A 21,202-nucleotide genomic window follows, 5' to 3' on the forward strand; every position below is an offset into this window, starting at 1 on the left:
GTGAATCTTAGATTCACCTTTTTTTCTTTATGCGTAAACGCTTTCTTTCTTAAATTTCGTAACCAATAAGGTATACACAATCGCTCTATACTTATTTCGGTTGGAACGACCTACCTGATCAATAACCTCGTCAATTGCTTTATCCAGATCTGCTCCATCACTCAATCCTAATTTTTTGATTAAGAAGTTGTTTTTAACACGTGCAATCTCTTCTGGGTCTGTCGCCGCGATGGTTTCCGAATCTTCATTGTAAATAGAAGGACCTAGACCTTTGGTAACTGCAGCCAGTAATTTCTCATCAATAGATAAGCCTAATTTTTTTGCTTCAGCAGCGTATTCCGCTACTTTTTCATCTAATTTACTCATAAATTTAATTTTAAGATATACAATGATTGTCCTTAAAGTTACAGATGATTTTTCTTAAAAGAAAGCTTTTTTCTTAGTTTTTTTGTCACCTAAAGGAGGCCTGCTCTTTTTAGTAATGGCTCTACGCGAGGCTCTTGCCCGCGGAACCTTTTATAAAGAATCATCGGATGTTCTGTCCCTCCTTTTGAAAGGATATTGTCTTTAAATTTATCAGCTATTTCCCTGTTGAAGATGCCATGCTGTTGAAAGTAATCAAATGCATCGGCATCCAAAACTTCAGCCCATTTGTAGCTATAGTAACCCGAAGCATAGCCACCATTGAAAATATGAGAAAAGGACGGGCTCATCGCATTTTCTTGAACATCAGGGTATAGCTTTGTAGAAGCAAAATGTTGGTTTTCGAACGCTTTTATTTGCGAGATCGTAGAGGGATCCTGACCATGCCATCCCATATCCAGCAAACCGAAGCTCAATTGTCGCATAGTTGCCATGCCTTCCTGGAAGGAGGCCGATTCTTTTATTTTAGTGATCAGCTCCATCGGGATGGATTCTTGGTTTTCGTAATGTTTGGCAAAGAGGGCTAAACATTCTTGTTCATAACACCAGTTTTCCATAATCTGACTAGGCAGTTCTACAAAATCCCAGAAGACCGATGTTCCCGATAAATTAGGGTACGTAGTATTAGCTAACATACCATGCAAGGCATGTCCGAACTCATGGAAGAGCGTTGTTACTTCATTAAATGTGAGTAAAGAAGGTCGGGTCGCTGTCGGTTTTGTGAAATTACAAACGATCGAAACGTGCGGACGTTCCTCTTTGCCATCCAACTTATATTGCGGCTTGAAGGAAGTCATCCACGCACCATTTCGTTTTCCTTTTCGAGGGAAGAAGTCTGCGTAAAAAATAGCGGTCAATGAACCATCTTCATTACGTACCTCAAAGGTTTGTACATCGGGATGGTATTTGTCGATGTTGTCCACTTCCGTGAATTTCAGCCCGAATAACTTGTCCGCAACCTGGAAAGCGCCAGAAAGAACATAATCTAAGTTGAAGTAAGGTTTTAATTTCTCATCATCTAGATCAAATTTTTGTTGTTTTAATTTCTCCGAATAATATGCACCGTCCCATTTTTCAAGAGCGGTAATACCATCTTTATCGCGCGCGAACTGTTGCAGCTCATCAAATTCCCGCAGGGCAGCTGGTTTCGCCTTTACAAGCAGGTCTTCTAGAAATTCATTGACTTTATTTGCCGATTGTGCCATACGCTCTTCTAAAACGAAGTCTGCATGCGTGTTGTATCCTAAGAGTTGTGCGCGTTGGAAACGCAAATTAACAATCTTTAGTACATGTGTCTCATTATTGTACTCATTGGCTTGAAAGGCTTTGCTGCCCGCCGCAATTGTTATTTCTTTTCGTAGAGCGCGATTATCCGCATAGGTTACAAAAGGGATATAACTCGGGTAATCTAATGTAAAAATCCAACCTTCTTTTTCCAGGCTTTCTGCGAGCCCTTGTGCGGCTTCAACGGTACCGGCAGGTAATCCTTGTAGGTCTTCTTCTTTTGTTATATGTAATTGATAAGCATTTGTTTCGGCCAGTACATTTTCGCCAAACTTTAACTTGACAACCGCTAATTCAGCATCGATCTTACGCAATTTCTCTTTATCATCATCAGCGAGTAAAGCTCCATTCCTGGTGAAATCTTTGTACGACTTTTCTAGCAGTGTTTCTTGCTCAGAAGTTAATGTTAAGTTTTCTCTGTTTTCGTAGACTTGTTTTATTCGATTGAACAAGTCTTGGTTCAGTGTGATATCGTTCGCCAGCTCAGCCAATTGTGGCGCCACCTCTTGAGCGATACGGTCCATCTCGTCATTCGTTTCCGCCGAATGTAAGTTGAAAAAGATCGTAGAGATACGATCTAATTGCATGCCCGAAAAGGCCATGGCTTCGATCGTATTTTCAAAGGATGCAGGTTCGGTATTGTTAACGATACGATTTACTTCTGCTCGCGTTAGAGCAAGTGCTTGCTCAAAAGCAGGTAGGTAGTCGCTCGTTTTTATCTGAGAAAAGGGTGCTGTATCATGCACCGTCTTAAATACGCTGTTTAATATACTCATGAGGTAAAGTTAGGGTATTTTGGCAATACCCAAAAAAGGTAAATAGTAATTTGAAATGCCGCTTAGTTTAAGTCCGGGCTCTGTGGGAAATTAGCCACATGCGCATACTTGGGGCCTAAGCTGATGAGTGCTTCTTTCCAAAGGTCTTCGCCATCGGTCAGAAAAAGAATGTCGCTGGGGAATTTATTATGTACGGCCCAGCTGTTTTCTTCTATTTCTTGCGCGAGTTGGTCATTGCCCCAGCCCGCGTAGCCAATAAAGAATTTTACTTCGTCCACGGTTAACATGTTGGCATTGAGTAAAAATGTTACCTGGTTGAAATCCCCTCCAAAATAAATATTGTCGATCAGATGGGTGCCACCAGGAATTTTGTCTGGTACATGATGCAGAAAAAATAATGATTCAATCTCTACAGGGCCACCGATGTAAATTGGGATCGTGTCGTTCTCTATGTTGGGTACAACATCCTGGAGAAGTAAACTCGAGCGGTGGTTCAAGATAAAACCCATGCTGCCGGTTTCGGTATTATGCTCGCAAAGTAAAATAACAGACCGCTTAAAATTACTGTCTAGCATGAAAGGCTCAGACAACAACAAGCTACCTTTTTTGGGGTTAAATGCGCTAAACATATCTTATTTTTTTAAAGCCTTAAAACTATCATCAAGTTAAAACAAATTGCTTCATTTAACAACTTTTTTTTCTGACTCCAAAAAAATGAGCTTTACCCTACTTAATCTATCTGTTTTTATGCGTCGTTTTCCATGCCTTTTAGTTAAGTTTGTATACAGTATAAAACACGATTTATATGTCCATTATCCATAAAGATATAGCCGCGATCCGTGAAGATTATAGTAAATATAGTCTGGATGAAAAGGATACGTTGGCGAAACCGATTGAACAATTTAAGAAGTGGTTCGAAGAGGCCGTTAATGCGGAGGTAATTGAAGCCAATGCGATGGTATTGGCCACCAACAGTACCGATGGATACCCATCTTCTCGGGTCGTATTGCTAAAAGATATCAAGCCCGAAGGGTTTAGTTTTTTTACAAATTATAAAAGTAAGAAGGGGATATCCATGTTAGGGAATAACAAAGTGAGTCTCTTATTCTTTTGGCCGGAGTTGCAAAGGCAGGTGCGGATTGAGGGATTGGTACGTCAATTACCACAAGAGGATTCGGACGAATATTTTGCGTCACGTCCTAAGATGAGTAAAATCGGTGCTATTGCATCGCCCCAGAGTCATGTAATTAAGGATCGGTCGGTTTTAGAAGAGCGTGTAGCTGAGCTGGAAGCGATTTATCAAACGCAAGATGCAGTCCCGCGACCTGAACATTGGGGCGGTTATCTTGTAGAGCCTGTTTATGTGGAGTTTTGGCAAGGACGCAGTAGCCGGTTACATGATCGTGTCGTGTATGAACGTGATGCAGAACTGCAGTGGACACGATTTAGAATAGCACCTTAAAAATATGATGGATAAAGTAATAGAGTTAATTACTGCGCATGTTGGGGATGCTGCTATTGTCGCTGTGGAACGAAATGGGTTGCAGCCCGCTATTCAGGTGTCGCCCTTCTTTTTGCGGTCTATTGCCAAGTTGTTGCGCGACTCAGAAGGATTTTATTTTGATTTCCTGGCGAATATATCTGCGGTAGATCATTATCCTGAGAATCGCTTCAGTGTCGTTTATCATATCACATCTATTCCCTATCAGACTCAACTGGTACTCAAAGTTGATGTGGAGAATGAGCGAACAATGGATAAGTTGCCGGAAGTACCTTCGGTTTCCAAGGTGTGGCGCACAGCGGACTGGCACGAACGAGAGGCTTTTGACTTGATGGGGGTTTTCTTTACCGATCATCCCGATCTGCGTCGTATCCTATTACCGGATGACTGGGTAGGATTTCCTTTACGCAAGGACTATCAGGATCCTGAAACATATCACGGTATTTCAATTAAATAATACAGCATGTCTATTTATACCAGTGGATTAGATAAATACAAAGAGAAGATCGCCTCCATCTCCTCGCAAGAGATGGTGATAAACATGGGACCACAACACCCCTCGACACATGGCGTACTACGCCTGGAGCTTATCACAGATGGAGAGATCGTTAAAGATATTATTCCTCATCTGGGCTACCTGCATCGTTGCTTTGATAAACATGCAGAGTCCATGAACTATACGAAAAGCATTCCATTTACAGACCGATTAGATTATTTGGCCTCTATGAATAATAGCCATGCTTTTGTGATGGGAGTAGAGCGCATGCTGGGGATAGAAGGAGCGATTCCGAAACGGATCGAATACATCCGTGTCTTGGTTTGTGAATTAAACAGAATTGCTTCTCATTTAATTGCTATTGGAACTTACGGGATTGATATTGGAGCTTTCACCCCTTTTATGTGGTGTTTCCGTGACCGCGAACATATCATGAATATGCTGGAGTGGGCTTCAGGCTCGCGCATGTTGTATAATTACATTTGGATCGGTGGTCTTTTCTATGATCTGCCTGTAGGCTTCGAGGAACGTTGCAAGGAGTTTATTGATTACTTTAAACCGAAGTTGGTTGAACTCGATGAGCTGTTGTCGAACAACCAAATTTTTATATCCCGAACTGCTAATATAGGAGCGTTGCCAGCCGATGTAGCGATCAATTATGGCTGTAGCGGTCCGATGCTACGTGCATCAGGTATAAAGTGGGATCTTCGTCGTGTTGACGGATACTCCGTGTATCCTGAGTTAGAATTTGATATTCCCGTCGGAAAAGGAGAGATGGGGGTATTGGGAGATTGCTGGGATCGCTATAAGGTACGCGTTGACGAGGTAAGAGAATCAGTGAAGATTATTGAACAGTGTTTAGCTAGGCTGGCGTCTGACTTTCACAGGACACCAGATTTTGACCCACGGGCCATGGTACCTAAAAAGGTCAATTTAAAATCACAAGATTATTACGTAAGAGCAGAGAATCCTAAAGGAGAGCTGGGTTTTTATTTTGTAACGCAAGAGAAAACGGATATTCCAAAACGTGTAAAATCAAGAGGGCCAAGCTTTAATAATCTTTCCGTGCTGCCAGAGCTCGGGCGGGGACAGCTTATTGCGGACTTGATAGCCATATTGGGGTCCATCGATATTGTGCTTGGAGAAGTGGATAGATAGGCATAAAGATGCATAAAAACGCAAAAAAGTCTTGCAGTGTATAGGGTAAAAATGTATATTTGCAGTCTCATAATTTAAGTTTATAATTGGTTAATAGGAAAGCTCGCAATCGCCCGATTGCGGGCTTTTTCTCTTTTAAAAATGTTTTTTTTCGTAAGTTTGTTTATCAAACAAGAACAAAAACATGCCATCAATTCTTATTAAATCAGCACAATTAGTTAACGAAGGAAAAGTCTTTACTGCGGATGTCTACGTGAATCATGGACGCATCGAAATGATTGCCGAAGAGATTAACCATCCCGCCGATCAAGTGATCGATGCGAAAGGGTTACATTTGTTACCTGGACTTATTGATGATCAGGTTCATTTCAGAGAACCTGGACTTACACATAAAGGCGATATTTGGCACGAGAGTAGAGCGGCCGTTGCTGGTGGTACGACCTCTTTTATGGAGATGCCCAATACCGTTCCCAATACGTTAACGCAGAAATTGTTGCAGGATAAGTTTGATATTGCGGCAGATACCTCTTTGGCGAACTATTCCTTCTTTATGGGGGCTGCCAATGATAATATTGATGAGGTGCTTAAAACAAATCCACGTGACGTTTGTGGTATCAAGATTTTTATGGGATCCTCTACCGGTAATATGTTGGTAGATAACGAAGCGACTCTCGAGAAAATATTTGCACAAGCACCGACATTAATTGCGGTACATTGTGAAGATGAAGAAACGGTACAGCGGAACTTGGCTGCATTTAAAGAGAAGTATGGCGAGGAGAACCTTGATGCGACCATGCACCCTTTGATTCGTTCGGAGGAAGCTTGTTATCTGTCCTCTTCAAAAGCCGTTGCATTAGCCAAAAAGCACGGTGCCCGCCTGCATGTATTGCACATTTCCACGGCAAAAGAGACACAGTTGTTTGATCATACTATTCCTTTAGCGGAGAAGAAAATTACAGCCGAAGCGTGTGTGCATCACTTGTGGTTCTCGGATAAGGATTACGTGACGAAGGGAAATCTTATTAAATGGAATCCAGCCGTGAAGACAGAGGCTGATAGAGATGGTATTTTGAAAGCACTTTTAGACGGACATATCGATGTGATCGCAACAGATCACGCACCCCATACGGCGGATGAAAAAGCACAACCATACCTCCAAGCTCCATCAGGCGGACCTTTGGTTCAACATGCTTTACAAGCGCTGCTAGACTTAGTGAAAGCAGGGAAGCTTACTTTGGAACAGTTGGTTCAAAAGTCGGCGCATAACACGGCGACCCTTTTTCAGATTGAAAGCAGAGGGTACCTACGTGAAGGCTATTGGGCAGATTTAGTTTTGGTTGATCTAAATCGACCTTATACTGTAGAAAAGAGCAATATATTGTCTAAGTGTGGGTGGTCTCCTTTCGAGGGGCATACTTTTTCGTCTACCATTGTGCATACATTAGTTTCCGGAAATGTGGCGTATAGCGATGGAAAGATCGTAGAGGTTGGAACAGGGCATCGCTTGTTATTTAACCGCTAATCTAATGGATAAGCGGGATTTTCTCAAAGCACTTGGGTTCGGTGTAGCGGCCTATGCGACAACAGCATCTACGAGAACATTAGCTGCTGAGGTTCGCATGGATTCGGATCCTAAAATACGACGTGCAAGGGCGCTCGAAAAAGGCGACACTATTGGTTTGATAACACCAGCAGGCGCATTGACAGACGAAGAGCCAATTACACAGACTAAGGAAGTTTTTCAGGCACTTGGCTTTAAGGTCAAAGAAGGAGCGCATATTCGTGCACGCTATGGCAATTTAGCAGGAACCGATGAACAGCGAATCGCTGATATTCACCAGATGTTTGCTGATCCGGAAGTACAAGGGATTGTGTGCGTGCGTGGAGGCAATGGGGCTTCGCGTTTGCTGGATCGTATTGATTATAATCTAATCGCGAGAAATCCTAAAGTATTACTTGGTTATAGCGATGTAACGGCTTTAATTATGGCCTTTTATGCGAAAACTGGGCTGGTCTCCTTTCATGGTGCTGTGGGTTCAAGCACATGGACCAATAAGTTGGCAAAAGCGTTTGACGAACAGTTTATTCAAAATAAATTGCAGCGATATGAAAATCCACTGGATAAAGGAGATAGTCTGATTCCTTACAATGATCGGATAACAACTATTCGACCCGGAATCGTGGAGGGACGTTTGATGGGTGGAAATATGACGTTGATTTCAGGTTTATGTGGTTCTGAATTTTTGCCTGATTTTAAGGGCGCTATCCTTTTTCTGGAAGAGGTAGATGAAAATATAGATCGCGTAGACCGTATGTTCTGTCAATTGAAGAACGCTGGCGTACTCGGTCAAATAAAAGGCTTTATTTTTGGTAATTGCACCGGGTGTAAGCCAGCTTCTGGATATGGTTCTTTATCTTTTCAGGATCTGTTCCATGATTATATCAAACCTTTGGGAATACCGGCATATACGGGAGCACGTATCGGACATATAAGCAATCAGTTTATTCTTCCGGTTGGTGTGCGTGCCCGGATGGATGCCGATAAAGGAACGATTGAACTATTGGAACAAGCCTTGCTCTAACATAAGGTATGAAAAGGATATTTTTTACATTAACACTACTTGCAAGCTTGAGCGCCTGCTCCAATGAGTTTCGCTCGAAAGAAGATTATGCAAACGCTATGGTTTTAGATACAACACAGTTTAATACAGCATTTACGACATACCGAGAGAAAGCCTTGTTTCATCGTCGCTTTAAGCATAGTGATGTTGATTCGTTGATTCAGCAGCATAAGCAAAAGGGTATTATCGCTGCGGAGGCGATTGGTAAATCGGTGGAACAGCGTGCTATTTATAAACTGCAATATGGCGCGGGTAAGAAGAAGGTGATGCTTTGGTCACAGATGCATGGCGATGAGCCGACAGCTACCATGGCATTGTTTGATCTTTTTAATTTTTTGGAAGGGAAGGATGACGGTTTTGATACTGTACGGTCTTTATTGAAGGAGAATTTAACATTACACTTTATTCCGATGCTGAATCCGGATGGAGCGGAACGTTATATGCGTCGAAACGCGCAGTTTATTGATATGAATAGGGATGCACGTGATGGACAGACGGTAGAAGGCGCCTTGTTGCGAAAAATGGCGCAGGAAATTAAACCGCGTTATGCCTTTAATCTGCACGATCAGAATATCTATTATAATGTTCCTGAGACGAAAAATCCGGTTACCATTTCGTTACTAGCCCCGGCCTATAACTACGAACGGGATATCAATGATATTCGGCAGGGAGCGATGCAACTTATTGTAGGTATGAATAAGATACTGCAAGCCTATATTCCGGATGCGGTGGCAAAATATGATGATACACATACGCCACGGGGGTTTGGGGATAACTTTCAAGGGTGGGGAGCAAGTACCGTCTTGATTGAGTCCGGGGGTAAGAAAGGAGATCCCGAAAAGCAAGAAATCAGAAAATTGAATTTCATCATTATTTTGAATGCGTTAATAGAGATTGCGCAAGGAACCTACCAACAATATGATTACAAAGCCTATGAGGCGATCCCATTCAATGCATCGCAGATGCACGATGTAGTGATCCGTAATGTGGATCTCGGTAATGATACCGTTCCATTAAAAACAGATGTCGCGATCCGACGTGGTGAGGTAACTGTAGGGCGCGATTATTTTGTTCGTGGACGTGTAGAGGATATCGGGGACTTAGATGAATCATATGGCTACGATGAGTTCGATGCAAAAGGACTGGAATTGGTGCAAGGAAAAACATGGTCGCGTGAGATTGATTCCGTAAGTGTCTTGTCCTTCGATGATGCTTGGAATCTGCTTAAGGAAGGTTATATGGCAGTAAAGGTTAAAGATATTAGCGATGGACGGTTGCATAATTTGCCCCTCGTATTGTTTACACAGCAACGTTTTACGGCAGCGCCAAATTTGGTGTTGAGTGGGCCCACCAATTTCTTTTTAGGAAAAGGGGCGAAGCTCAAATATGCTGTCGTCAATGGCTATTTGATAAATCTGGAAGAGAAGCCGAAGTCGGATTTCTTTAAGAACAGAGTGAACTAAAAAAGAAAGGCGGATTATTTAATCCGCCTTTCTTTTTTATTAGATGCCCATTTCTTTTAAGATGAATTTGGCATTATCTATCTTATCGGCAATCCATAATACATAACGGATGTCTACGCCAATTGACCGACTGTAGTGTTCGTTCCAGGCAAAGTCATTGATGGTTGCATCGTAAGAGCGGTCAAAATTAACCCCAATCAGCTCTCCGTTAGCGTTCATGATCGGTGACCCTGAGTTGCCTCCTGTTGTATCCATGTTATAAAGGATATTGACCGGGACATCATTTAATTCTTTCTTCGCATAGACACCAAAGTTTTTCGCTAACCATGCATTTTTGATGGTTTCAGGATATTCAAATTCCGGAAGGCCTGAATTTCCCTTCTCGATCAAGCCTTGTACTGTGGTGAAGGGTTTCATAATCGTGGCATCAGCTGGACTGTAGCCTTTGATATTACCGAAGGTTAACCGCAATGTTGAGTTGGCATCTGGGATAAAGCTTTTTGCTTGATAAATCTCTTTTACCGCCACATAGTCGCCCATTAATCGGTTTAACACCCCTTCACGTCGCTTTTGTTCCGTGTTAAAGGTATCCATCTCTTCACCAAGTGTGCTTTGTATGCTTAACAGTTCGTCGTTATAGCTCTTTAAAGAGGTAAAGTCTTTTAGTACTGTATTGTATAATGATTCTTTACTGTTCAATTTCGATTTTTGTAAGGCATCGATTACATAATTACCCGCATCTTCTTTGTTTAAAAAACCTTTTTTAGTGAAATAAGCGATACGGTTTTCATCTTGTAATTGATAAGCATCTTGGAACATACGTTGAGCGATGGCTTGATCTACCTGTGCATTATAGCTTTCATAGAATCCATCCAACTGTCTTTTAACTTGTTCGATGTTGAGGTTGAAAACCTCCTCTTGTGCCTTTAGGCCGTTCTGCTTGAAGACTACATTTTTAAAACCATTGATTGTGTTAGCAACGCGCAAGAGTGTGGTGCTACTGTAAAGGTTGTTGAACCATAGCTCTTTATTTGCGACCTGAAATACCGTTTTATAATGGTTGTCAATATCTGACATTAAAGTACCATACTTCGCCTTCAGTTCGGGTTTGCTGGCTATAAATTGAGCTAGCGCTTGGTCTTCTTGTTGCTTTCCGGCAACTAAACTCAGGTTGTGAAGGCCTTTGAGTTTCCCTCGGTAGTTCTTCATTACATTGGCATTGCGTTTAATACGGGTTGCCAAAGCAAGCTCTGTCGCTACATTATCCTTGCCTGCTTTATACATTTCCTGGTTTTGAAAGTCGTAAAGCTCCGATGTATAGGGTAGTAAGAACTTTTGTTGATAATCCATGTACTGCGCAGGACGGTGACGGAACGTACGTCCCGGGTACCCGAGGATAAATACAAAATCATTTTCATTAACCCCTTGTGGATTTATTTTTAAATGCTTCTTGGGTTTATACGGGACATTCTCTTTTGCGTATTTTGCCGAAGCCCCTTTGGGAGATACGTAAGCACGAAGGAAAGAGAAGTCACCGGTATGACGCGGCCATACCCAGTTATCAGTTTCTCCACCAAATTCTCCAATGTCTTGTCTTGGAATATAGACCAAACGAACATCTTCAATGGTTTTGTATCGGAATAGAACATAGCTCTTTCCGATGAACATTTCCGAAACTTCTGCTTTGATCGTTGGGTCTTCTGCTTCCGCTTGTTTTGCGAGTTCTACTCTTTTTTTGTTGATGAGGTTGATGCGTTCACTGGGATCGCTGATATTCGCTACGGCATCAAGGATATCTTTGGACACATCACTGTATGAATCTGTGATTCGAATCGTTAGACCTTTCGCCTCTATTTCCTGTTCCAGATTATTTGCGACAAAGCCGTTCTTTAGGTAGTTGAATTCTGGAGAACTGACAAGTTGCACGGCACTGAAAGCACAGTGGTGATTGGTGATAATAAGTCCATTCGGAGAAACGAAAGAACCTGTACAGCCACTAACCTGTACCAAAGCATCTACGAGACCTACTTCTCCCGGATTGTAAATATCTTTTTCAGAAATCTTTAATCCTGCTTTTTTAAGACCAGCCCGGCTTAGCTCACTCAAAGGGAACATTCCCTCGTCGGGCACCGAAGCAGAAAAATTAAAAGCACCAATTCCTAACAACATCGCGCACAGGAGACTGTGTTTAGATTTTAGTTTTATCATAATCAACCATTTTTACTTTACCCAAAGGTAATAAAACATTTCCTTCTCGGAGAACGGCTTTATCATAGAATTTGGGGAATAAATGGCTATCTTTGTATAGTTAAAATTTATAAGATGACGCTTGTTCAATTAGAATATATTATAGCTGTCGATACCTATCGTAGTTTTGTGGCCGCTGCGGAGCATTGTTTTGTGACGCAACCAACCTTAAGTATGCAGGTTCAAAAGTTGGAAGAATCCATTGGTGCAAAGATTTTTGATCGAAGTCGTCAGCCTGTTATCCCGACTGAAATTGGTGTAAAAATTATTAAACAGGCCCGTGTGATTCTAAATGAGAGTCAAAAAATTGAAGAATTGTTGCAAGAGGAGAAGGGGGAGGTATCTGGCGAATTGCGGATTGGCGTCATTCCCACCGTAGCCCCTTATTTGTTGCCGGATGTATTGACGACGTTCTTGAAAAAATACCCAAAACTAGAATTACAGATTTGGGAGTATACAACGGAACGAATCTTGCAGGAAATGAAGGTAGGACGTTTGGACTGTGGGATTTTATCGACCCCTTTACATGATGGCGGAGTAGAAGAAATACCGTTGTATTATGAGACTTTCGTGGCCTATGTTTCTGAAAAGAGTAGTTTGTTCAAGAAGAAGATGGTTACCACAGATGAAGTGGCCGACGAGCGGCTGTGGCTTCTCAATGAAGGGCATTGTATGCGGGGACAGGTGTTGAACCTTTGTCACTATAAGCATAACCAAGCGGGCAGCGGTACTTTTGCTTACAATACTGGAAGTGTGGAAACATTGAAACGAATGGTGGATATTAATGGAGGTTTAACAATTTTACCGGAGATGAGTATTTTGGGGTATGATGAAGATCAGCTCAATCAGGTGCGTTATTTTAGATCCCCAGAACCGGTACGGGAAATCAGCCTTGTAACGCCGCAGAACTTTGTGAAGAAGCAAGCGATCAATGCGCTTAAAATGGAAATATTAGCCGTAGTGCCTGAGCGTTTTAAAACTAAGAAAAAGAAAGAAGTGATGGGTTTTGAACTGTGATTAATGTATGAGAATTAAAGAATCGTTTCGTAGAAAATTAGAACAGGTAAATCGATGGCGGATGCAGAAAATTTCTAATCGAAATTTTATGATCATTCTGGCATTTGCCGTTGGTATTATTGGAGGATTAGCGGCAGCCCTTTTAAAGGGGCTGACCCATTTTATAGCGTCTACACTTCAAGACGATATTGAATGGCACTATAAGTATTCATTCTACTTAGTTTTTCCATTAATCGGTATTCTTTTAAGTGTTCTGTATGTCCGCAAGTTCTTGAAAGGTAAAAAATTTGAACACGGGATAACGCCAATCATTTATTCGATCTCTCGAAAATCTAGTCGTATCGAATTGCATAATGTATATTCTCAGATTATTACCAGTGCGATGACCGTCGGTTTCGGTGGGTCGTCCGGTTTGGAAGCTCCAATTGCCTACAGTGGCGCTGCTATTGGTTCTAATACAGGACGATTCTTTGGTTTACAGTATAAAGAGATTACCATGCTCTTAGCATGTGGAGCGGCAGCTGGTATATCGGGTGCTTTTAATAGTCCAATTGCTGGAATGATTTTCGCTATTGAGATTTTATTGCCTGAATTTTCTATTCCTGCCTTTATTCCTTTATTGATTTCAGCGGCTTTGGCATCTGTAGTCTCCCGATTATTGTATAGTGAACCACTCTTCCATACCGCTAGTACCGAATGGGAAGTAGAAGCCTTGTTTTTCTATTTGCTTCTAGCTGTAGTCGTTGGTCTCTATAGTGTTTACTTTGCGAAGATTAGTACGATTGTCAAGGGTTGGTTTACTAAGATTACCAATCCTTATAATAAAGTTTGGGTCAGCGGCATATCCTTAGGGGTACTTATTCTACTATTTCCTACGCTTTATGGAGAAGGTTATTTAACGATACAGCAAATTTTAGATGGACAATTTGATGCTATTGTCAAGAATAGTCTTTTTTCTGATTATAAAGATATGGCCTGGGTAGTCGTTTGTTATACGGTTCTCACCTTGTTTGCAAAATCTTTTGCCGCACTCTTTACCTTAAATGGAGGCGGAAACGGCGGCGTGTTTGGACCAAGTTTGGTGATGGGCGGATTGATTGGTTTTGCGTTCGCTTATGGCATGAATCAGACGGAGCTTATACAGCTTAATGTGCCAAACTTTGTCATGGCTGGAATGGCCGGGGCGCTGGCGGGGGTGATGCATGCCCCTTTGACGGGGCTTTTCCTGATTGCCGAAATAACAGGCGGTTATACGTTAATGGTGCCACTGATGTTGGTAACATCAATTTCCTATCTAATCAACAGATCCGTTTTGAAGCACTCCATCTATACTAAGGTCTTGGCCGAGTCAGGGGATTTACTGTCTTATGAAGATAAGGATAGAACAGTTTTAAGTATGATGAAATTGCGGTATGTCGTAGAGCGTAATTTTGTGAAGTTATATCCGTGGGAGACACCTATTGATCGGAAGTCCGATATTATACACTCTAAGCGTAATATATTTCCAATTATTGATCAGGAAGGCGTGCTGTTGGGAATTATTTATAGTGAGCGACTTTTCGAACTCTTATTAGGGGAAGAGGAGGGAGCTGATAAGACATTTGATAAGCTGGTTCAGAAACCTAATGATATTATTCGGGAGTCTGAAAATATGGAAGTTGTCATGGCGAAAATGAATCGAGATGATGTTTGGATTCTGCCGGTTGTCGATGCAGACAATAGGTACCTAGGTTTTGTTTCTAAGGCGAGTGTCTTTAATAAATACAGGGCACTGCTGGTTCGGCAAGGACACTATTTAGAATAATATGTTAAGCGAAAGGAGTCATACTCCTTTCGCTTAACTGGATAACTATCCGCGCATTGCCATGATCTTGGCAACGTATTTGCCAATAATATCGAATTCAATATTTACGGTGTCACCAATCTCGACGGTGCCTAAGTTGGTATGTTCTAATGTAAATGGAATAATAGCGACAGAGAACCGATTTTCTTGCGAATTGACAACGGTTAGACTTATTCCGTTGACAGCAACAGAGCCTTTTTCTACGGTTATGTTATCAAGACGTGGCGTATATTCAAACGTAAACAACCAACTACCATCCTGATCTTCCTTGGAGATGCAGGTGGCGACTTGATCCACGTGTCCCTGAACAATATGTCCGTCGAATCGACCATTAGCAACAGTGCATCGCTCGATATTTACGACATCTCCCACGCTTAGTTGCTTTAAGTTCGACTTTTGAAGGGTTTCCTCAATAGCTGTTACTTTATGTGTATCGTGGTCAATCGCGACAACAGTTAAGCATACCCCATTGTGAGATACACTTTGGTCGATACGAAGCTCTGGAGATATATGAGATTGGATAAAATAATGAATATTACTCTGTTCTTTTTCAATTTTTACGACCTTTCCTAAGGTCTCGATAATGCCTGTAAACATAGTTTTTGTTCCTTTAAACAAAGGTACAGATATGGGGTCGAAAAAAAAATCGAAAAAAGATTTTGAATAGTGTGAATTATACACTATCTTTGTGGTATCATAATTTAGGTTTATAATTGGTTATAAAGGTTTTCATTCTCCCCGTTTGAAAACCTTTTTTTTATGCCTGATTATCAGTTATTTAGCCTTAAAATCAAGTATTTAGCGTTTTTTTTGTCTTCAAATGTTTTCAAATTGTAGAATATATATTATACCTTTGTGATAGGTTTAGGTTGATTACCTCTTAACAAAGAGGTTATATTAAAAGCCTGAGAGGTCGCCCGATCATCTCAGGCTTTGTTTTTTTGCCTACTTTTCCACCTTTTTTTTCGAAAAAATCTCTGCTTGTTACAATAGGTTTATTCGTTCTAACGTAAAGTTGAAGTCCGTCGTGTTGGTGCTAGCCTTCAGCTCGTGGTCTTTCATTTTAAGAAGCCGAGCTAAAAGCTTGTCTGCGATATGCAGGCTCGAGCTAGCGATGGCAGGGGCGGATTAACACTTCGACAAGCTCCGGGGGCCAAAGCTCTGGATGATCCATAAAAAAAGACACAATTGCTTGTGTCTTTTTTATTCATTTAGTCTTGTATTTATACCTGACGACCAGGATATACCTCAAGGGCTTTTTCTAAACAAATTAATGCATTTTTCAGGTCACTCTGATTTAATACATATGCCATACGTACTTCGTTTAATCCAGCGCCTTCTGTACTGTAAAAGCCTGTGGCAGGAGCCATCATAACGGTTTGATTATCATGACTGAAATCCTCAAGCATCCACTGGCAGAACTTGTCTGCATTGTCGATCGGTAATTTTGCGACCACATAAAAAGCACCTCCTGGATTTGGACAGTACACACCTTCGATGGCGTTTAGTCCGCTAACAAGTGTATCGCGACGGGCGGTATATTCTTCAGATACAGCGGTAAAATAAGCATCTGGGGTGTCAACGGCTGCCTCTGCGGCTATTTGTCCTTCCAATGACGGACTCAAGCGTGCTTGTGCAAATTTAAGGACGGTTTGGTACAGTGCTTTATTCTTAGTGATCAAACATCCGATACGGGCGCCACATGCCGAATAACGTTTCGATACCGTATCGAACACGACAACATGATCCTCCAAACCTTCTAAGTGCATCGGCGAAATAAACTCTCTGCCATCGTAGCAGAACTCACGGTAAGCTTCGTCCGAGAACAGGTATAGGTCGTGTTTAAGACACAGTTCCTTCAGGGCTTCAAGCTCTTGGCGTGAATACAAATAACCTGTTGGATTATTTGGGTTGCAGATGGCGATGGCTTTTGTTTTCTCTGTTATTACCTTTTCGAATTCCGAGATCGAGGGTAAAGCAAAACCATTGTCGATATACGACATGATAGGTTTTACAACAACATCTGATGAGCACGCAAAACCATTATAGTTTGCATAAAAAGGCTCTGGAATAATAACTTCTTCACCCGGATTAAGGCAAGATTGCATGGCAAATATAATGGCTTCCGATCCACCATTGGTGACAAGGATATCGGTAGGCTCAATATTGTAGTTTAGTTTGTTGTAGTATTGCGCTAGTTTGTTTCTGTAAGAAGCTGTTCCTTCTGAAGGCGTATACGCCCAAACTTTAAAAGGTACACTTTTTAACGCATTTAGCATGATCTCCGGCGTTTCAATATCCGGTTGACCAATGTTTAAATGATATATTTTTTTTCCATCCTGTTTTGCTTTATCAGCAAAGGGAGTCAGCTTTCGGATTGGAGAAGCAGGCATGTCTATGCCCTTTTGTGAAATCTGTGGCATTATGGTTCTGAATTTTTTGTTTTGAATACGCAAAAGTACTAAAAAGAATGTATTGTTCGCTTTTCTTTGCACAGAAGCAGGGTAATGTTGGTCTTAGTGGATTTCTATTGACTTTTATTCCTAAAAACAAGAATAAAGAAAAAGAGCCATCTCATGAATGAGACGGCTCTTTTTCTTTATTAATTTCTTGTGAAATATTATTCTACAGTACCTTTAACCGTTAAGGTCTTGATTGGAGTCTTTGTGTTAGACTTTACCGTAAACTGTTTGGTGAAAGGTCCTTTAGCCGCTGCATTATATGTTACTGTAATGGTGCCAGCATCACCAGGTTTAATCGGTGTACGCGTAAATTCGGCCACTGAACATCCACAAGAAGGTTTTACTTCTGTGATGATGATCGGAGCATCTCCGTTGTTCGAGAATTTAAAATCGTAAGACGCAGGTTTATTTTGTGCAATAGAACCAAAGTCATGTGTTTCTTTTTCAAATCTAAATTCACCGATAGCTACGGCCATTGAAGTGAAACCGATAATAGCTACTAAAACAGTTAATATTCCTAAAGCTTTTTTCATTTTATCTCTACGTTTAGTTATTAAACAACTATCAAATTATAAGCCAAAATTAAGTATAACCTTTTTGTTTCGTTCATAAGCGAACAAATTACACAAAAATATTACATAAAGGTTTATATAATACCCTCTTTTAATAAGTCTTGTATGTGTACTATTCCGCTGTATATCTGATTGTTAGTGACAAGTAGCTGTGATATGTTGTTTTGACGCATTTTGTGCAATGCTTCCACAGCTAATTCAGATTGATCTATTGTTTTTGGCGATTTTGCCATAATGTCTTGCGCTGACAGGGCTGTGAAATTATCATATTTCTCGAGCATCCGACGGATGTCACCATCTGTAATGATACCCAGGATTTTAGTGCCTTCTATGACAGCAGTCGCACCCAGCCTAAATTTGGTAATCGTTATGATGGTATCCCGAATTGGGGTATCCGGTGTTACCTGAGGTGCGCCATTGCCTTCCGACAAATCACCGACACGCAAGTACAATTGTTTTCCAAGTGCTCCTCCCGGGTGGTATTTTGCAAAATCGCGATCCGAAAACTGTCTACAGGTCTGTAAAGAAACAGCAAGGGCGTCCCCCATAGCCAACTGCGCTGTGGTGCTCGTGGTTGGAGCTAAGTTATTTGGGCATGCTTCACGCTCTACCGTGGTGTCTAAGACAAAGTCTGCTTGTTGGGCCAGATATGATTCCAGATTACCCACAATCGCAACCAGTGTATTGTTCGTTTGTTTTAGGAAAGGAATAAGGACTTTGATTTCTGGTGTATTTCCACTTTTAGAGATCGCAATAATAAGATCATTCGCTTGGATAATACCTAAATCACCGTGTATAGCATCTGCGGCATGCATAAAAATAGCAGGCGTTCCAGTCGAGTTGAACGTCGCTACGATTTTTTGTGCAATGATTGCACTTTTGCCCATTCCTGTAACAATAACGCGACCATTAAGCGTAAGAATCTTATTGACAACGGTTACGAAATCGGCGTTAATGTGGTTCGTTAAATTTTGGACAGCGCGGGCTTCAAGTTCAATCGCTTCGATGGCTGTCTTTTTTATATCGATGTTGTGTATCACGGAAAAAATATCTATTTTTATATTAAATATAACTGCAAAAGTAAGTTATTTAAAACTCAAAAGAGTCACAGGTCTATCTAATTTTTGTTCTACAGTCGATGGAAATTGAAAAGTCACTATTTGACAATCTGCAAGAATTTTTTGGCTTCGATACCTTCAAAGGGGATCAGGAAGCTATTATAACAAACCTTCTCAATAAAAAGGACACGTTCGTTATAATGCCTACAGGAGGCGGAAAATCTATTTGTTACCAGTTGCCAGCACTGATGAGTGAGGGGACTGCCATTGTTATCTCTCCATTGATTGCCTTAATGAAGAATCAGGTGGATCAACTTCGTGCCTTTGGAGGAACGGATAGTATTGCACATTTTTTAAATTCGTCTCTGAATAAGGGCGATATTACGCGGGTGAAGCAAGATGTTAGTTCCGGCAAAACGAAGTTGCTTTATGTCGCACCGGAGTCCTTAGCCAAGGAGGAAAACGTACAATTTTTAAGACAGATTAAAGTTTCCTTTGTTGCCGTAGATGAGGCACACTGTATTTCAGAATGGGGGCACGACTTTAGACCGGAATACCGTAAAATCAGACAGGTGATTAACGGTATTGGGGAAGGTATTCCTATTATTGCGCTTACGGCGACTGCAACCCCTAAAGTACAGTCGGATATTCGTAAGAACTTGCAGATGAATGACGCCGTCTTATTTAAGTCGTCATTTAATCGATCGAATCTCTATTATGAGGTGCGAACCAAAAAGAACGTTATAAAAGAAATTGTCAAGTTCATTAAAAGTAATTCGGGTAAAACCGGTATTATATATTGCCTGAGCCGAAAAAAGGTAGAGGAGATCGCAGAGGTTCTAAATATTAATGGAATCAGAGCTTTACCGTACCATGCCGGTCTTGATGCAAAGACTAGAGCCGATACACAGGACAAATTCTTAATGGAAGATGTGGATGTGATCGTGGCTACGATTGCTTTCGGAATGGGGATTGATAAACCGGATGTACGGTACGTTATCCACCATGATATTCCGAAGTCTATGGAAGGTTACTACCAAGAGACAGGACGCGCGGGGCGTGATGGAGGAGAGGGATACTGTTTGGCGTTTTACTCGGAGAAGGATGTGGAGAAGCTGACCAAGTTTATGAAAGATAAACCCGTTTCTGAGCGAGAAATTGGTACGCAGATACTTAAAGAAGTAATTGATTACTCGGAATCATCGGTTTGTCGACGTAAACAAATATTGCACTATTTTGGGGAGCGTTTCGATGAAATGGGCTGCAACAATATGTGTGATAATTGTCGAGCACAGAAAACATATTTTGACGGCGAACAATCGTTGTTAGAGGTGTTAAATTTCATTAAGAATGAAGGGGGTAAGTTTGATGATCACCACATTATTAATGTTTTGATCGGTCAGAATAACCAACCGATATCGGCTTATAAACATGATCAGCATCCTTTATTTGGAAAAGGAAAAGAGAATGGTGTAAACTATTGGAATTCATTAATCCGCCAAGCGGAGTTAAATGATTTCGTGAAGAAGGATATTGATCACTATGGTCTTTTGCAACTCACCGAGGGTGGAAAAAAATATATCAATAATCCATACCCTTTAAAATTCATTCTGAATCGGCCTATGGAAAAGGCGGAAGATGACGGTGGTGATGAGGTTGTTCAAGGGAGTAGCGCTTTAGATGCTGAACTTCTGAAGATGTTAAAGGAGCTTCGTAAGAAAATCGCAAAACAAAAATCATTACCTCCTTTTGTTATTTTTCAGGATCCATCGCTGGATGAGATGTGCATGCTTTATCCTATTACTTTGGAGGAGTTAAAACAAGTTCAAGGAGTTGGTGCTGGAAAAGCGGTGAAGTTTGGGGCACCCTTTGTAGAACTGATCAAAGCTTACGTCGAAGAAAAAGACATCGATCGTCCACAGGATCTGATTGTAAAGAGCACGGCAAACAAGTCCGCATTAAAAGTCTCTATTATTCAGAATATAGATCGTAAAATCGGATTAGAAGATATTGCATCGTCTAAAGGAATCAGTTACGAGGATATGTTGAAAGAGGTGGAGTCTATTGTAAACTCAGGAACTAAGCTTAACTTATCGTACTTTGTTGATGAAATGATTGATCAGGATCGTCAGGATGAGGTTTATGATTATTTTAAAACTGCGGAAGTAGATTCAATAGAAGAGGCATTAAATGTGCTTGGCGAGGCCGACTATTCTTTCGAGGATATTCAGCTGATGCGAATCAAGTTTATGTCAGAGTTAGGAAATTAATTAATAATATA

General features: G+C 41.1%; 17 protein-coding genes. 9 read left to right on the forward strand and 8 right to left on the reverse strand.

Features of this window, described 5'->3' with window-relative positions; all coding sequences use genetic code 11:
• Positions 1–27: 27 nt before the first annotated feature.
• The 3 genes from E2P86_RS07495 to E2P86_RS07505 all read right to left on the reverse strand — a co-directional run bounded on the left by E2P86_RS07495 (position 28) and on the right by E2P86_RS07505 (position 3,112).
• Positions 28–366, reverse strand: coding sequence for a DUF2853 family protein (locus E2P86_RS07495; protein ID WP_085472808.1), 339 nt, complete (start codon positions 364–366; stop codon positions 28–30).
• An 89-nt stretch (positions 367–455) separates the two neighbouring features.
• The gene (locus E2P86_RS07500; protein WP_134432037.1) at positions 456–2,483 is read right to left on the reverse strand and encodes a M3 family metallopeptidase; all 2,028 of its coding nucleotides are present in this window, start codon (positions 2,481–2,483) and stop codon (positions 456–458) included.
• A gap of 62 nt (positions 2,484–2,545) precedes the next feature.
• The gene (locus E2P86_RS07505; RefSeq protein ID WP_134432040.1) at positions 2,546–3,112 is read right to left on the reverse strand and encodes a YqgE/AlgH family protein; all 567 of its coding nucleotides are present in this window, start codon (positions 3,110–3,112) and stop codon (positions 2,546–2,548) included.
• Between the two features lie 176 nt (positions 3,113–3,288).
• Between E2P86_RS07505 and pdxH the strand changes: the two genes are divergently transcribed.
• The 6 genes from pdxH (at position 3,289) to E2P86_RS07535 (ending at position 9,722) form a co-directional block, all read left to right on the forward strand.
• The gene (gene pdxH / locus E2P86_RS07510; protein ID WP_134432043.1) at positions 3,289–3,945 is read left to right on the forward strand and encodes a pyridoxamine 5'-phosphate oxidase; all 657 of its coding nucleotides are present in this window, start codon (positions 3,289–3,291) and stop codon (positions 3,943–3,945) included.
• 4 nt (positions 3,946–3,949) lie between these two features.
• The gene (locus E2P86_RS07515) at positions 3,950–4,441 is read left to right on the forward strand and encodes an NADH-quinone oxidoreductase subunit C (protein WP_234991194.1); all 492 of its coding nucleotides are present in this window, start codon (positions 3,950–3,952) and stop codon (positions 4,439–4,441) included.
• 6 nt (positions 4,442–4,447) lie between these two features.
• Complete coding sequence (locus E2P86_RS07520) at positions 4,448–5,638, forward strand: NADH-quinone oxidoreductase subunit D (protein ID WP_085472812.1); 1,191 nt, start codon at positions 4,448–4,450, stop codon at positions 5,636–5,638.
• Between the two features lie 184 nt (positions 5,639–5,822).
• Positions 5,823–7,160 carry a dihydroorotase gene (locus tag E2P86_RS07525; protein WP_134432046.1) on the forward strand — a complete coding sequence of 446 codons (1,338 nt, stop codon included), beginning with the start codon at positions 5,823–5,825 and terminating at the stop codon, positions 7,158–7,160.
• Positions 7,161–7,164: 4 nt separating this feature from the next.
• Positions 7,165–8,220 carry a S66 peptidase family protein gene (locus E2P86_RS07530; protein ID WP_134432049.1) on the forward strand — a complete coding sequence of 352 codons (1,056 nt, stop codon included), beginning with the start codon at positions 7,165–7,167 and terminating at the stop codon, positions 8,218–8,220.
• An 8-nt stretch (positions 8,221–8,228) separates the two neighbouring features.
• A complete protein-coding gene (locus E2P86_RS07535; protein WP_134432052.1) occupies positions 8,229–9,722 on the forward strand; it encodes a M14 family zinc carboxypeptidase in 1,494 nt (497 codons plus the stop codon).
• 39 nt (positions 9,723–9,761) lie between these two features.
• On the opposite strand, the gene E2P86_RS07540 is transcribed toward E2P86_RS07535, so the two are convergent.
• On the reverse strand, positions 9,762–11,930 hold the full coding sequence (locus E2P86_RS07540; protein WP_134432054.1) for a S46 family peptidase: 2,169 nt from the start codon (positions 11,928–11,930) through the stop codon (positions 9,762–9,764).
• A 114-nt stretch (positions 11,931–12,044) separates the two neighbouring features.
• On the opposite strand from E2P86_RS07540, the gene E2P86_RS07545 reads away from it, so the two are divergent.
• Both E2P86_RS07545 and E2P86_RS07550 read left to right on the forward strand, forming a co-directional pair.
• Positions 12,045–12,986 (forward strand): hydrogen peroxide-inducible genes activator, encoded by a 942-nt coding sequence (locus E2P86_RS07545; protein WP_134432057.1) that lies wholly within the window; start codon positions 12,045–12,047, stop codon positions 12,984–12,986.
• A gap of 7 nt (positions 12,987–12,993) precedes the next feature.
• Positions 12,994–14,790, forward strand: a complete 1,797-nt coding sequence (locus E2P86_RS07550; RefSeq protein WP_166785164.1) for a chloride channel protein — start codon at positions 12,994–12,996, stop codon at positions 14,788–14,790.
• A gap of 45 nt (positions 14,791–14,835) precedes the next feature.
• Here E2P86_RS07550 and E2P86_RS07555 read toward each other — a convergent pair whose 3' ends face one another.
• The 4 genes from E2P86_RS07555 to E2P86_RS07570 all read right to left on the reverse strand — a co-directional run bounded on the left by E2P86_RS07555 (position 14,836) and on the right by E2P86_RS07570 (position 18,900).
• On the reverse strand, positions 14,836–15,426 hold the full coding sequence (locus E2P86_RS07555) for a riboflavin synthase (protein WP_085472817.1): 591 nt from the start codon (positions 15,424–15,426) through the stop codon (positions 14,836–14,838).
• 626 nt (positions 15,427–16,052) lie between these two features.
• Entirely contained in the window at positions 16,053–17,252 is a 1,200-nt protein-coding gene (locus E2P86_RS07560) for a pyridoxal phosphate-dependent aminotransferase (RefSeq protein ID WP_085472818.1), read from the reverse strand.
• Positions 17,253–17,449: 197 nt separating this feature from the next.
• Positions 17,450–17,824: a DUF1573 domain-containing protein gene (locus tag E2P86_RS07565; protein WP_085472819.1), complete on the reverse strand. Its 375-nt coding sequence runs from the start codon at positions 17,822–17,824 to the stop codon at positions 17,450–17,452.
• A 113-nt stretch (positions 17,825–17,937) separates the two neighbouring features.
• A complete protein-coding gene (locus tag E2P86_RS07570) occupies positions 17,938–18,900 on the reverse strand; it encodes a KpsF/GutQ family sugar-phosphate isomerase (protein ID WP_394346510.1) in 963 nt (320 codons plus the stop codon).
• Positions 18,901–19,001: 101 nt separating this feature from the next.
• Here E2P86_RS07570 and recQ point away from each other — a divergent pair, with 101 nt between their 5' ends.
• Entirely contained in the window at positions 19,002–21,191 is a 2,190-nt protein-coding gene (gene recQ / locus E2P86_RS07575) for a DNA helicase RecQ (protein ID WP_085472821.1), read from the forward strand.
• The last annotated feature ends 11 nt before the right edge of the window (positions 21,192–21,202 follow it).

This window comes from Sphingobacterium psychroaquaticum, assembly GCF_004421025.1.
Classification (GTDB): Bacteria; Bacteroidota; Bacteroidia; order Sphingobacteriales; family Sphingobacteriaceae; genus Sphingobacterium; species Sphingobacterium psychroaquaticum.

Coding starts and splice junctions, on each gene's coding strand:
- E2P86_RS07495 (WP_085472808.1), bottom strand. CDS start 366: ATGAGTAAATTAGATGAAAAAGTAGCGGAATACGCTGCTGAAGCAAAA.
- E2P86_RS07500 (WP_134432037.1), bottom strand. CDS start 2,483: ATGAGTATATTAAACAGCGTATTTAAGACGGTGCATGATACAGCACCC.
- E2P86_RS07505 (WP_134432040.1), bottom strand. CDS start 3,112: ATGTTTAGCGCATTTAACCCCAAAAAAGGTAGCTTGTTGTTGTCTGAG.
- pdxH (WP_134432043.1), top strand. CDS start 3,289: ATGTCCATTATCCATAAAGATATAGCCGCGATCCGTGAAGATTATAGT.
- E2P86_RS07515 (WP_234991194.1), top strand. CDS start 3,950: ATGATGGATAAAGTAATAGAGTTAATTACTGCGCATGTTGGGGATGCT.
- E2P86_RS07520 (WP_085472812.1), top strand. CDS start 4,448: ATGTCTATTTATACCAGTGGATTAGATAAATACAAAGAGAAGATCGCC.
- E2P86_RS07525 (WP_134432046.1), top strand. CDS start 5,823: ATGCCATCAATTCTTATTAAATCAGCACAATTAGTTAACGAAGGAAAA.
- E2P86_RS07530 (WP_134432049.1), top strand. CDS start 7,165: ATGGATAAGCGGGATTTTCTCAAAGCACTTGGGTTCGGTGTAGCGGCC.
- E2P86_RS07535 (WP_134432052.1), top strand. CDS start 8,229: ATGAAAAGGATATTTTTTACATTAACACTACTTGCAAGCTTGAGCGCC.
- E2P86_RS07540 (WP_134432054.1), bottom strand. CDS start 11,930: ATGATAAAACTAAAATCTAAACACAGTCTCCTGTGCGCGATGTTGTTA.
- E2P86_RS07545 (WP_134432057.1), top strand. CDS start 12,045: ATGACGCTTGTTCAATTAGAATATATTATAGCTGTCGATACCTATCGT.
- E2P86_RS07550 (WP_166785164.1), top strand. CDS start 12,994: ATGAGAATTAAAGAATCGTTTCGTAGAAAATTAGAACAGGTAAATCGA.
- E2P86_RS07555 (WP_085472817.1), bottom strand. CDS start 15,426: ATGTTTACAGGCATTATCGAGACCTTAGGAAAGGTCGTAAAAATTGAA.
- E2P86_RS07560 (WP_085472818.1), bottom strand. CDS start 17,252: ATGCCACAGATTTCACAAAAGGGCATAGACATGCCTGCTTCTCCAATC.
- E2P86_RS07565 (WP_085472819.1), bottom strand. CDS start 17,824: ATGAAAAAAGCTTTAGGAATATTAACTGTTTTAGTAGCTATTATCGGT.
- recQ (WP_085472821.1), top strand. CDS start 19,002: ATGGAAATTGAAAAGTCACTATTTGACAATCTGCAAGAATTTTTTGGC.